11 protein-coding genes and 1 tRNA gene are annotated in these 11,914 nt (G+C 64.3%); 3 read left to right on the forward strand and 9 right to left on the reverse strand.

The features are described 5' to 3' along the window. Window positions 1–297 precede the first annotated feature (297 nt). From AC0L2X_RS08975 to AC0L2X_RS09015, 9 genes are all read right to left on the reverse strand, one after another. Window positions 298–382: transfer RNA gene (locus AC0L2X_RS08975), tRNA-Leu, on the reverse strand. Window positions 383–455: 73 nt separating this feature from the next. Next, window positions 456–1,076, reverse strand: coding sequence for a 2,3-bisphosphoglycerate-dependent phosphoglycerate mutase (locus AC0L2X_RS08980; RefSeq protein ID WP_352491217.1), 621 nt, complete (start codon window positions 1,074–1,076; stop codon window positions 456–458). 41 nt (window positions 1,077–1,117) lie between these two features. Then, on the reverse strand, window positions 1,118–1,942 hold the full coding sequence (gene dapB, locus AC0L2X_RS08985) for a 4-hydroxy-tetrahydrodipicolinate reductase (RefSeq protein ID WP_473599737.1): 825 nt from the start codon (window positions 1,940–1,942) through the stop codon (window positions 1,118–1,120). Between the two features lie 20 nt (window positions 1,943–1,962). Beyond that, entirely contained in the window at window positions 1,963–3,822 is a 1,860-nt protein-coding gene (locus tag AC0L2X_RS08990; protein ID WP_473599587.1) for an ABC transporter ATP-binding protein, read from the reverse strand. Window positions 3,823–3,939: 117 nt separating this feature from the next. After that, window positions 3,940–4,965, reverse strand: a complete 1,026-nt coding sequence (locus AC0L2X_RS08995) for a glucokinase (protein ID WP_473599588.1) — start codon at window positions 4,963–4,965, stop codon at window positions 3,940–3,942. Window positions 4,966–5,343: 378 nt separating this feature from the next. Continuing rightward, the gene (gene mepA / locus AC0L2X_RS09000) at window positions 5,344–6,435 is read right to left on the reverse strand and encodes a penicillin-insensitive murein endopeptidase (RefSeq protein ID WP_352491214.1); all 1,092 of its coding nucleotides are present in this window, start codon (window positions 6,433–6,435) and stop codon (window positions 5,344–5,346) included. Between the two features lie 56 nt (window positions 6,436–6,491). Next, on the reverse strand, window positions 6,492–7,400 hold the full coding sequence (locus tag AC0L2X_RS09005) for an SDR family oxidoreductase (protein ID WP_473599589.1): 909 nt from the start codon (window positions 7,398–7,400) through the stop codon (window positions 6,492–6,494). Further along, a complete protein-coding gene (gene queG, locus AC0L2X_RS09010) occupies window positions 7,397–8,557 on the reverse strand; it encodes a tRNA epoxyqueuosine(34) reductase QueG (protein WP_473599590.1) in 1,161 nt (386 codons plus the stop codon). The genes AC0L2X_RS09005 and queG overlap by 4 nt, the downstream gene beginning before the upstream one ends. Next, window positions 8,538–9,230, reverse strand: a complete 693-nt coding sequence (locus AC0L2X_RS09015; protein WP_023678968.1) for a glutathione S-transferase family protein — start codon at window positions 9,228–9,230, stop codon at window positions 8,538–8,540. The genes queG and AC0L2X_RS09015 overlap by 20 nt, the downstream gene beginning before the upstream one ends. 160 nt (window positions 9,231–9,390) lie before the next feature. Here AC0L2X_RS09015 and AC0L2X_RS09020 point away from each other — a divergent pair, with 160 nt between their 5' ends. From AC0L2X_RS09020 to AC0L2X_RS09030, 3 genes are all read left to right on the forward strand, one after another. After that, on the forward strand, window positions 9,391–10,197 hold the full coding sequence (locus AC0L2X_RS09020) for an undecaprenyl-diphosphate phosphatase (protein WP_473553970.1): 807 nt from the start codon (window positions 9,391–9,393) through the stop codon (window positions 10,195–10,197). Window positions 10,198–10,291: 94 nt separating this feature from the next. Continuing rightward, window positions 10,292–11,173 carry a flavin-containing monooxygenase gene (locus AC0L2X_RS09025; RefSeq protein WP_473599591.1) on the forward strand — a complete coding sequence of 294 codons (882 nt, stop codon included), beginning with the start codon at window positions 10,292–10,294 and terminating at the stop codon, window positions 11,171–11,173. After that, on the forward strand, window positions 11,127–11,543 hold the full coding sequence (locus tag AC0L2X_RS09030; RefSeq protein ID WP_473599592.1) for a hypothetical protein: 417 nt from the start codon (window positions 11,127–11,129) through the stop codon (window positions 11,541–11,543). The genes AC0L2X_RS09025 and AC0L2X_RS09030 overlap by 47 nt, the downstream gene beginning before the upstream one ends. Window positions 11,544–11,914: the final 371 nt, after the last annotated feature.

An 11,914-nucleotide genomic window follows, 5' to 3' on the forward strand; every position in this document is an offset into this window, starting at 1 on the left:
GGACCGCCTCAAGGACATGGAAACTTCTATCATCAGGCATAGGCGCAGACATAGAAATTGACACTGTAAGCTCCTCGCCTTCTTCAGTGTCACTATCTCTCGCTCATCACCTCAAGCCGCGCCAGATGGGGTCGGCTTAGCGCTTACTCTGTTGCCGCTAGCCGGCACCCTTAATAGCAAGGGCAGCACTTCACCCGGCCGGACCCCATAACGGCCGCGACAAGAAAAAAGCCCGGCAAAACCGGGCTTTTTTCTTGGGGTTTCTGAACCCTATCAAAAAGTTCGAAACGGGAATCTTGGTGCCCAGAAGAGGACTCGAACCTCCACTCCTTGCGGAACACGGACCTGAACCGTGCGCGTCTACCAATTCCGCCATCTGGGCTGGTGCGCGCTCATTAAGCGGGCGAAGGATGAGTGTCAACGCGCTTTTTTGAAAGCCGCGTTGCTTCTCCGGCTCAATGCTCCAGCACTTCCTTCGACGCCACCGTGGAATCGGCGTTGAGCGTGTAGATGATCGGCACACCGGTGCCGAGTTCGAGCTTGACGATCTCCTCGCCCGATTTGCCGTCCAGCGCCATGATCAGTGCGCGCAGCGAATTGCCGTGCGCCGCCACCAGCACGGTGCCGCCGCGCAGCACATGCGGCTGCAGATCGTGCAGGTAATAGGGCCAGACGCGCGCGCCGGTATCCTTCAGGCTTTCCCCGCCGGGCGGCGCCACGTCGTAGGAGCGGCGCCATATATGCACCTGCTCCTCGCCCCATTTCTTGCGCGCATCATCCTTGTTGAGGCCGGAGAGATCGCCATAGTCGCGCTCGTTCAGCGCCTGGTCGCGAATGGTCTCGAGGTCGCTCTGGCCGACGGCGTCAAGAATATGCTGGCAGGTCTTCTGCGCCCGGATCAGCGACGACGTGAAGGCGATATCGAATTTCATGCCGCGCGCCCTGAGCTTGGCGCCGGCTTGCTTGGCCTCGGCATGGCCCAGTTCGGTCAGGTCGACGTCGCGCCAGCCGGTAAAAAGGTTCTTCAGATTCCATTCGCTCTGGCCGTGGCGCACGAGCACGAGAGTTCTCGACATATTTGCTCCTTCAAATTTTGTGGATCAGCCAATTCTGTTGATCAGATTGTCAGGCCGAGCACGTCCCGCATCGAATAGAGGCCCGGCTTGCGGCCGCGCGCCCACAGGGCTGCCTTGACCGCGCCGCGGGCAAAGATCGCCCGGTCCTCGGCATGATGGGCAAGCGTGATGCGCTCGCCGGTACCGGCCAGCACCACACTGTGGTCGCCGACCACCGAGCCGCCACGCAAGCTGGCGAAACCGATCGAGCCTGCCTTGCGCACGCCGGTATGGCCGTCGCGCACGCGAACATCGTTGCCGGCAAGTGCTACGCCGCGCCCGGCAGCGGCGGCTTCGCCGAGCAGCAGCGCCGTGCCCGACGGCGCATCGACCTTGTGCCGGTGGTGCATTTCCAGGATCTCGATGTCGAAATCGTCGGCATCGAGCGCGCGCGCGGCTTGCTCCACCAGCACCGCCAGCAGATTGACGCCGAGGCTCATATTGCCTGACTTGACGATCGTCGCGTGGCGCGCCGCCGCCGCGATTTTCGCATCGTCTTCCGCTGAACAGCCGGTGGTGCCGATGATGTGGACGATGCGCGCCTGCGCCGCGTAGCCGGCGAATTCGACGGTCGCCGCCGGGCTCGTGAAATCAAGCACGCCATCGGCCTTGGCGAAGGCCGGCAGCGGATCGTCGCCGATCGCCACCTCGAGCCTGCCGACGCCGGCGAGCTCGCCGGCATCCTTGCCGATATGAGGCGAACCGGCCCGCTCGATCGCGCCGGCGACGCGGGCGCCCGGTATCGTGTGGATGGCGCGGATCAGCGCCTGGCCCATGCGGCCGGCCGCGCCCACCACCACCAGGCCCATTTCCCCCGTTTCATTGATGTTGGCGGTCGGCGTGTCACTCATGAATGTCTCCCGGCCGCCTTTTTCGCGCGGACATGTTGCGCCGCAGTCTGGATTGGCTTGGCGTCATCGACAAGCCCCAGCCCTTTCCTGCCCTGCACCCGGTGGAACCGCGCATAGACGCTGTGCGGGTCGGCCATCAACGAGGCATGCGTGCCCTGTTCGACCAGCCGGCCCTGCTCCAGCACGATGATATGGTCGGCATTGACCACCGTCGACAGCCGGTGCGCGATGACGACGGTGGTGCGCCCTTCCATGACATGGGTCAGCGCTTCCTGGACGCGGGCCTCGGCCTCGTTGTCGAGCGCCGAGGTGGCTTCATCGAGCAGCAGGATCGGCGCCTGCCGAACGATAGCGCGGGCAATCGATACGCGCTGGCGCTGGCCACCCGACAGCGTCACGCCGTTCTCGCCGACGGGCGTGTCGTAGCCTTGCGGCTGCTGGCGGATGAAATCGTCGGCCGCCGCCTGTTGCGCGGCGCGTTCAATCTCGGAGTCGGTCGCGCTCAGTCGCCCGTAGCGGATGTTGTCGCGGATGGTGCCTTCGAACAGATAGGGCTGCTGCGAAACATAGGCGATCGAGCCGCGCAGCGAATGCTTGGTGATCTTTGAAATGTCCTGGCCGTCGATTTCGATGCTGCCCGACTCGACGTCGTAGAAGCGCTGCAGCAGCGCAACCAGTGTCGTCTTGCCGGCACCCGAGGCACCGACGATGGCGGTCACCTTGCCGGCGGCGGCGACAAAGCTCAGATCCTGCAGGACCGGCGCTTCTTCGACATAGCGGAAGGACACGTTGTTGAAGCGCACTTCGCCAGAGGTGAATTTCGCCTCGGCGGCTCCCGGCACGTCACCCTGCTGCGGCTCGAGGTCGAGAAGCTCGTAGATCATGCGCGCATTGACCAGCGACTTTTCCATGCCAACCTGCATACGCGCCAGCCGCCTGGCGGGGTCATAGGCAAGCAGCAGGGCGGTGATGAAGGCAAACACCGCGCCCGGCGGCTGGCCGCCGACGGTGGCCCGGTAGCCGGAATAGGCGATGACGCCGGCGACGGCGAAGCCGGCCAGCATTTCGGAGATCGGCGTCAGCCGCTCCGAGACGCGGGCGATCTTGTTTGCCCGCTGCTCGGCGCCCGCGACGAGGCCGCCGATGCGGCGCGACAGCTCGTCTTCCAGGGTGAAAGCCTTGACGATAGCGATGCCTTGCGTCGCTTCCTGCATCGCGCCAATCAGCCGCGAGTTGATCTGCACCGATTCACGGGTGATGCGACGCACCCGGCGCATCAGATAGGTGACACTGTAGATCAAAGGCGGGCCGATCAGCAGCGACATCGCCGAGAGCATCGGGTCCTGCCAGATCATGACGCCGACCAGCGCGACAAGCGATACGGCATCGCGCGCCAGCGATGTCAGCGTCATCGACAGAAGATCGCGGATGCCGTTGACGTTCTCGTTGATCTGCGCGGCGAGCCGGCCCGAGCGGGTGTCGTTGAAGAAGCTGACGCCGAGCTTCATCAGATGGTCGAAGATGCGGCGTTGATAGCGCGCCACCAGATTGTTGCCGATTTTGGCCAGCGTCACTGCCTGGCCGTAGCTGGCCAGCCCGCGCAGCATGAAGGCGGCCAGGATCGACACGCTGATCAGCGCGATAAGATCGCCGCGCTGTTGGTAGAAGATCTGATCGATGACATCCTTCATGATCCAGGCTGTGAAGGCGGTCGTCGCAGCGATCGTCACCAGGCACAGCACGGCAAGAGCATAGTACCAACGATAATCGCGGCTGTTCTCGGCGATGATGCGGCGGATCACCGCCACAATCTCGCTGGGACGGACATTCCCTTTTGTTGGTGCTGGAAGTGTCAAGTGGAGCGCTTTGTGGTTTCGGTTCTGCCGGCTGCAATGCGGCAACCTCTTAACGCTCCAATGGCGGCTTGCCTATGGCCGGGGACGGCGAAACTTCGTCGCGGCGCAGCTTATGTCCTAGACCCGCCAGCGCCGCCCCGCCGTCTGCACGCCGAACAGCGACGGATTTCTGGCATAGGCGGCCAGCCCTAAAAGCGCCGCCAGCGGATGGGTGATGACATAGACCGGCATGCTGCGCATCAGGGCACTGTGCGGCGCTTTGTCCTCGAAGGCGGCGCGGAAACTGCCGGTGCGCAGCGCCGGCAGGATTTTTTGCGCGATGCCGCCGGTGAGAAACACGCCGCCGCGGCTCATGAACACCAGAGCGAGATCGCCGGCGGTGCGCCCCAGGCAGGTGACGAAGATCGACAGCGCCTCTTCGGCCACCGGATCGTTCTTTGCCAGCGCCGCGGCGGTAACCTCGGCAGGCGTGGTGAAGGGCGACGGCTTGCTGTCCGCCTTGGCCACCGCCCGGTAGGCATTGACCAGGCCGCGCCCGGACAGGATCTGTTCGCCGGAGATGCGGCCCTCGAGCTTCTCGATATGCGGAAACACCTGGAAATCGCGCGGCGAACGCGGGCCGATATCCATATGGCCGCCCTCGCCGGGTACCGGTATCCAGTGATGCAGCGCATAGACTAGCCCGGCGACGCCGAGCCCGGTTCCCGGGCCGAGCACCACCCGCCCCGAATTCGGTTCCGGCGCGTCACCGCCGATCTTCTCCATATGCTCGTCGCCGAGCGCGACGACGGCCAGCGCCTGCGCCTCGAAGTCGTTGAGCACCACGACGTCGCTGAGACCGAGACTTGCGAACATCTGTCTCGGCTTGACGATCCATGGGCAATTGGTAAGCGGGATCTCGTCGCTTTCGACAGGACCGGCTACCGCCAGCACAGCTGAATTCGGCCGGACCGACGAGCGGTCGAGCACGGCCGACTGGATCGCCTCGTCGATCGTATTGAAGTTGGCGGTCTGGACGATCGTCGGCTCGCCGGCTTCGGAATTCGCGTCAAGCACGATCGAGAAGCGCGCATTGGTGCCGCCTATGTCGCCGATCAGGATCGGAAACCGCAACAGAGTGTCGTCGTCGCTTACGCCTGGCATGCTCTCGTCCGTTCCGTTACGGCGGCCTCTCACCACCTCGTCGTTGACTAGCGCATGACCTTGCAAAGGGAAAGCAGCTTCGGCGTTCCAGGACAATCGCTTCAGGTCTGAAGCCGCCTCGCCCTGAATTGTCCAACGTTCGCGCTGCCCCTCACCTGCCTGCCGGCATCCTCTCCCCGTATAGTGACGGGGAGAGGGCGCTCTCATAGGCGAATTCGCTAATCGCCGGCGTTGGAAGAAGAGCGCCGAGGCTGCGGCCAGCCCCTTTCTCCCCGTCACTATACGGGGAGAAATGCCCGGCAGGGTAATGAGGGGCGGCGCCGACCCCAACACTTGGTTGTCTCAAACATCAGTTGAGCCGAGGCGATTGCCCTAGCATCAGTGCCCCGGTCGTGGCCGCGGCAGCGGAATGCCGATCTCGGGGGTCGCCATAAAGGCGTTCGCCGAGGCCGGAAGCGCAGCCGCGCCGGCTGCGACCGTCGGCGGCGGCGAAGGCTCTGCCGCGGGAGCAGGTGCGGCCGCGATCGGCACGCCGTCGCCATAGTAGGTGACTGCTTCCGCCGAGGCCGGCGCCGGTGCGTCGAGCACGAACTGGCATTGCCTGGGCAGGTTCGCCATCGTCATCACGTCGCGTGCCTTCGGCTTGTCCGGGTTCTTGTTGGGGCGCCACGGCTCCTCGGTGAACCACCAGGCCAGCGCCTGGTCGCAGCCATCGCCCGGCGCCGTCGCTTCCTGCGCCTTGCAGTCGGGTGATCCTGCCTGGCAGCCGATGCGAATGTGGAAGTGGTAATCGTGGCCCCAGAACGGCCTGACCTTGCGCAACCAGCTGCGGTCGCCTTTGACCGTGTCGCAGAGCTTCTTCTTGATCCCTGGATTGACCAGGATGCGCTCGACTTCGGGATAGCTCGCGGCGCGCTTCAACAGCCGCGTGTGCATCGGCGTCCACAGGCCGTCCTTCACCAGATGGGTCTTTTCATCGACCATCAAGGTAGCGCTGATGTTTTCGCGCTCTTCGGTCGAAAGCTTGCGGTCGGGCATCGGCGTCAACCAGATGTCGGCGTCGAGGCCGATCTGGTGCGAGGCATGGCCGGTCAGCATCGGCCCGCCGCGCGGTTGCGAGATGTCGCCGATCAGCAGGCCCGGCCAGCCGTCGGCCGCAGCATCGCGTGATAGTTTCTCGATCAGCGCGATCATTGCCGGATGGCCCCAGCGGCGGTTGCGCGACGGTCGCATCACCTCCCAGTGCCGGCCGTCCATGGGCAGGGCGACGCCGCCGGAAAAACAGCCTTTGGAATAAAAGCCGATCGATTGCGCTGCTGCGAGTGCCGGCAGCTTTTTGGCGCCGAACAGGTCTTTTGCCCGTTGCTCGGCGCTCGCCGTCTGCGCGGCAGGCGTCAAGCCGGCGACGGCCAGTGCTGCCGTCAGCAGCAGTGTTTTTCCCCGCAAGGCTCGCGTTAACGTCTTCCCCAAGCTGGACCCCTCCGCGATTTGAACCGCACCATACCACGGCCCGCGCTACGTATCGATCACCACCGTTTCATCGGCCTGCGCGCCTCGCCGTCGCGCCAGCCGCCACTCGCCCACATGGCGTCGAGAGCCGAGCGGTAGTCGGGGAAGCGAAAGCCATAGCCGGCCGCCTTGATCGCCGCGTTGGCGACACGCTTGTTCTCGCCATAGAAGGACCGCGCCATGGGCGAAAGTTGGGCGGTCTCGAACGGAATTTCGGGCGGCGGCTCGATGCCCATCAATCGGGCGGCATAGGCGACGACGTCCTGCGGCGGCGCCGGCAGGTCGTCGGTGACGTTGAAGACGCCGCCGCGATTGCCTTCGGCGAGATGCCAGAGAGCGCCGGCAATATCGTCGCAATGGATGCGGTTGAACACCTGGCCCGGCTTGACCAGCCGGCGGGCGGTGCCGTTTTCGAGATTGACCAGGGCGTTGCGGCCCGGCCCGTAAATGCCGGAAAGCCGCAGGATCGCCACCGGCCGGCCAATGTCGAGGCCCAGTTTCAGCCAATCCTGCTCGGCGGCAACCCGCATCACCGATCGCTTCGATACTGGCCGGCATTCGGCGGCCTCGTCCACCCAATTGCCGCCATGGTCGCCATAGACGCCGACGGTGGAGAGATAGGCGATCCATTCGAGCTCCGGCATGTTGGCCGCGATCACCGCGCGTGCCGCGCTCAGCACCGGGTCGCCGGCCTCTTCCGGCGCGACCGAGACGACGAGATGGGTCGTCTTCCCGAGTGCATCGCCGATTTCGGAGGTCAGCGTGCCATCGAAACGCAGCGGCACGATACCGGCTTGCCGCAGCGCCGCGAATTTTTCCAGCGACCGTGTTGTACCGAAGATCGTTGTGCCTTCATCCTTGTTGGCGCGGGCAAAGGCCTTGCCCGTATAACCGGCGCCGAAGATGAAAATCTGCTTTTGGGTCATGTATGCGCCTCGATCGGCTTTGGCAGGGCCACAAGCCATTCGCCTCTCACCGCCTCGTTATCTTCTGCTTGCAAAGCGGCTGCAGCACGTTCGGCAAACTCCCGACCCGGCACCAGCCGCGACAACGCCCATACCGCAGTTCCGCGAACCAGGGGCGAGGCGTCGTCGAGCAGCGCGCGGACGGCGCCCGCAAGCGACAAATCCTGAGAATTGCCGGCGGCAATCAGCACGTTGCGGATAAAACGGGCGCGGCCGATGCGCTTGATCGGCGAGCCCAAAAAAAGCGCGCGGAAGGCAGCGTCGTCCAGGCGCAGCAACTCGGCGAGCGACGGTTCGCGCAAGTCCGCGCGGGCGGCAAGCTTTGCCTCCGAAGCAGCTTGGGCGAACTTGTTCCACGGGCATGCGGCCAGGCAGTCGTCGCAGCCATAGATACGGTTGCCGATCTTTTCCCGGAACTCATGTGGGATCGGTCCTTTGTTCTCGATGGTGAGGTATGAAATGCAGCGCCGCGCATCGAGCCGGTAAGGCGCCGGAAAGGCGTCCGTCGGGCAGGCATCGAGACAGGCGCGGCAGGAGCCGCAATAATCGTCCTCGGGCGCGTCCGGCACCAGTTCGGCCGTCGTGAAGATGGTGCCGAGGAACAGCCAGGAGCCATGCGCGCGGCTGACCAGGTTGGTGTGCTTGCCTTGCCAGCCGAGGCCGGCCGCCTCGGCCAGCGGCTTTTCCATCACCGGCGCGGTGTCGACAAACACTTTCACGTCCCCGCCGGCGCGCGCCACGATCTTGCCGGCGATCTCCTTCAGCCGGCCTTTCATCACGTCATGGTAATCGCGGTTCTGCGCATAGGCCGAGATCGCGCCGCGGTCGCGCTTCGCCAGCACCTCGCGTGGGTCGTGGTCGGGGCCGTAATTCATCGCCAGCACGATGATCGAGCGGACCTCTGGCCAAAGCGCCGTCGGTTTGCCTCGCCGCTCGAGCGTATCGGCAATCCAGCCCATCGAGCCGTGAAAGCCGTCGGCAACGAATTCGGCCAGCCGTTCCGGCGCCTGCGGAATCGCATCGGGCGTTGTCACGGCAACGGCGTCGAAGCCGGCATTCCGCGCCTCGCGGTCGATCAGCGCGCGCAGCTTTGCCGTATCAGAAATCGAGGTCCGCATAATGTGACACCGGCGACAGGCCACGCACCCGGTCGGACAGAAGCGGCCGGAACGAAGGCCGTGATTTCACCCTTGTATACCATTCGCGCGCGGCGCTGTGTTCGCGCCAGTCAATCTCGCCGAGATAGTCGAGCACCGACAGCGCCGCCGCCGCCGCGAGATCGGCATAGGTGACCTTGTTGCCGGCCAGCCAGTGACGAGTGCCGGCCAGCCAGTTGGTGTATTTCATGTGCTGGCGGATATTGGCGCGGGCGGCTCGGATCGCCGCCGAATCGGGCGAGCCGCCGCCTGCCGTTTCCGGCATGACCGGCTTCAGGACGCGCTCGCGCACCAGATGCCGGGTAACCTCGCTTTCCGCCTTGTTGAGGTACCAGTCGGTCAGCCGGCGGATTTCGGCGCGCTCCATCGGATCCTCGGCGAACAGCCGCTTGTCGCGCTTGAGTACGCCGCGCGTCTCGTCGAGATATTCGGCAATGACCACTGCGCCGACGATCGGCACGTCGCCTTCGGCAAGCAGGATCGGCAGCGTGCCGGCCGGGTTCAGCGCCAGGAACTCCTTGCGCCGCGTCCACGGCTTCTCTTCGATCAGCGCCAGTTCCTCGCCATACTCGCCAAAGGCGAGGCGAACGAAGCGGCAGCTGGCGAACATCGGATGGTGGAAAAGCGTCAGCATGGTCCCGCGATAATAAAGCGCACTGGCAAATCGCCGGCTGCGCCGGTAAGTCTTGGCGGCCCGATTCAGGGCCTGTCAGGGTGCTGCGACCTATAGGGGGAGTTCCGCGCCGTGACAAGCAAGCCGTTTCTCAAGCCCTCACTCCAACGCCGAGGTAGTCATGGAAAGCCAGACCGTCGTCGAAGCGCTGCTGCTCGGCATGCTCGAGGGCCTGACCGAGTTTATTCCGGTGTCATCGACCGGTCATATCCTGCTCGCCGGCCATTTCCTCGGCTTTCATTCGACCGGAAAGGCCTTCGAAATCCTGATCCAGCTCGGCGCCATATTGGCGATCCTCAGCGTCTACTTCCGCCGTCTCTGGAAGATGCTGCTCGAGCTGCCCTACGACCGGCTGACGCGGCATTTCGTCCTTGGCATCCTCATCGCATTCCTGCCGGCGGCAATCATAGGCGCGCTGGCGCATGATTTCATCAAGACGGTGCTGTTCGAATCGCCGCGGCTGATCTGTATCATGCTGATCATCGGCGGTGTCATCCTGCTGCTGGTCGATCGCATGAAGCCGAAGCCGTATTATCACGATGTCGAGCGGTTCCCGACCAGGCTTTATCTGCAGATCGGGCTGTTTCAGTGCTTGTCGCTGATCCCCGGCACGTCGCGCTCGGGCTCGACGATCGTCGGCGCGCTGCTGCTCGGCGTCGACAAGCGGGCGGCGGCGGAATTCTCCTTCTTCCTTGCCATCCCGACGATGGTCGGCGCCTTCGCCTTCGACCTGTTCAAGAACCGCAATGTACTGAGCAGCGCCGACCTGCCCATCATCGTCGTCGGCTTCGTCGCCGCCTTCGTCACGGCATTGATCGTCGTGCGCTTCCTGCTCGACTACGTCTCGCGCCATGGCTACGCGCTGTTCGGCTGGTGGCGGCTGGTCGTCGGCATCGTCGGCTTGGCGGGGCTGGCCATCTGGGGGTGAGCCGGCGCGGATAGCGCAATCCCAGCCGGAACTCTATTCTTGCCCCACGCCGAGCCATACGATCTTGTCGACGTATGGTTGGAGGGGGAAATGCATGAGCGAAGTTCTTGACGCCCTCGTTATTGGCGCCGGTCCGGCGGGGCTCGGCGTCAGCTACTTCTTGAAACGGCAGGGCCGCGACCACCGCGTGCTCGATCGAGGCCGAATCGGCGAGACGTGGCGAACAAAGCGGTGGAACTCGTTTCGTCTGAATTCGCCGACCATTCGCTCCATCTTACCCGGTGATTCCTACGAGGGACCCGAGCCGTGGGGCGCGATAACCCACCACGAGTTCGTCGCATACCTCGAAGGCTATGCCGAGCGGCACCGCCTGCCGGTAAGCACCCAGACTCCGGTGCAAGAGCTGACGAGAGACGATGGAATCTTTCGCATCACCACGACGGACGGGGCATTTCTGGCGCGCAATGTGGTGGTCGCTACTGGCGACCAGAACCGGCAGGTCCGGCCACCAGGGTCGATTGACCTGCCAACCGCAGTTCGCCAAGTCGATTCCTCGGCTTATCGCAACCCGGCCGAGTTCGAGAATGGCGCGGTGCTGGTGGTCGGCAGCGGCCAGTCGGGCGGCCAGATCGCCGAGGATCTGGCGCTGGCCGGACGTGTGGTCTTTTTGGCGACCAGCCACAACGGCCGTTGGGTGCGGCGCTACCGCGGGGGCAACATACTTAGATGGTTGACGCTGTCCGGTTTTCTCGACGTTCCGCGCAAGGAACTCGTCCTCCCCTCCGGCAAGCTGCAGGCCCGCGCGCTGGTCGGCGCGACCCATACGATCAGCCTGCAATCGCTGAGTGCACAGGGCGTGGTGCTGCTCGGCCGCTTCCAGGGGCGTGGAGAACGGCAACCTCGTCTTCGGCGACGAACTCGACGACCATATGCGATTTGCCGACGAGGTTTCGGCGAATGCCAAGCGCCTGGTTGACGAATACATCGAGCGCACCGGCCTCGATGCGCCACCGGCAGAGGACGATCCGGGTGAGATGATTGAACCGCGCTTGCCCGATCAGCCGATCCGCTCCCTCGACTGGACGGCGAGCGGCGTCAGGTCGGTGATCTGGTGCACGGGCTTCACCGGCGATTTCTCGTGGGCCCGGCTTCCCGGCGCGCTCGATGCAGCCGGCCAGCCCGTCCATGAGGATGGCGTCGGCGTTGTTCCAGGTCTCTTTTTCGCTGGCCTCGATTTCGGATCGACGCGGAAGTCTGGCACCATACCGGCCATTCCAGAGGAGGCGGCCGGCGTCGTGGAGCGGCTTGTCCAAGGCGGGAGCCGACTTCCACGGAACGACGCCTAACCGATCCGTGGGGCGCTGGTTCTTGAACGTGCACAAGAACATGACCGATCTTGGTGCGAAGGCGATGCGGCGCTCCGATTCGCGGCCGACTGCATCCATTGCCTCCATCAGCATGCGGCGTGTCTTGACCTCGGCTGGTCGTCGTCGTGCTGACAGCACTGGCCATATGGGATGAGCCGGCGCAGTCGTTCGGAATGGTCGCCCTGCAGACGCCAAAGGAGGTGCGTCAAGGCGCGCGATCGGTCAGCGCGCTAGCACCTTCCTCAGCGGCGCAATGTGCGCAGCAGTAGATGATGTCATCCTGTTCGACGCCATGTCCGATGATCCGGCATCCGCAGTGCGGACATATCGGAGCAAGTTTCTGGACCGCG

The organism is Mesorhizobium sp. WSM4828, assembly GCF_055811175.1.

Bases quoted from the DNA above. Each gene is read 5' to 3' on its own strand.
- AC0L2X_RS08980 (WP_352491217.1), bottom strand. From the start codon at position 1,076: ATGTCGAGAACTCTCGTGCTCGTGCGCCACGGCCAGAGCGAATGGAAT.
- AC0L2X_RS08995 (WP_473599588.1), bottom strand. From the start codon at position 4,965: ATGCCAGGCGTAAGCGACGACGACACTCTGTTGCGGTTTCCGATCCTG.
- AC0L2X_RS09005 (WP_473599589.1), bottom strand. From the start codon at position 7,400: ATGACCCAAAAGCAGATTTTCATCTTCGGCGCCGGTTATACGGGCAAG.
- queG (WP_473599590.1), bottom strand. From the start codon at position 8,557: ATGCGGACCTCGATTTCTGATACGGCAAAGCTGCGCGCGCTGATCGAC.
- AC0L2X_RS09015 (WP_023678968.1), bottom strand. From the start codon at position 9,230: ATGCTGACGCTTTTCCACCATCCGATGTTCGCCAGCTGCCGCTTCGTT.
- AC0L2X_RS09020 (WP_473553970.1), top strand. From the start codon at position 9,391: ATGGAAAGCCAGACCGTCGTCGAAGCGCTGCTGCTCGGCATGCTCGAG.
- AC0L2X_RS09025 (WP_473599591.1), top strand. From the start codon at position 10,292: ATGAGCGAAGTTCTTGACGCCCTCGTTATTGGCGCCGGTCCGGCGGGG.
- AC0L2X_RS09030 (WP_473599592.1), top strand. From the start codon at position 11,127: ATGCGATTTGCCGACGAGGTTTCGGCGAATGCCAAGCGCCTGGTTGAC.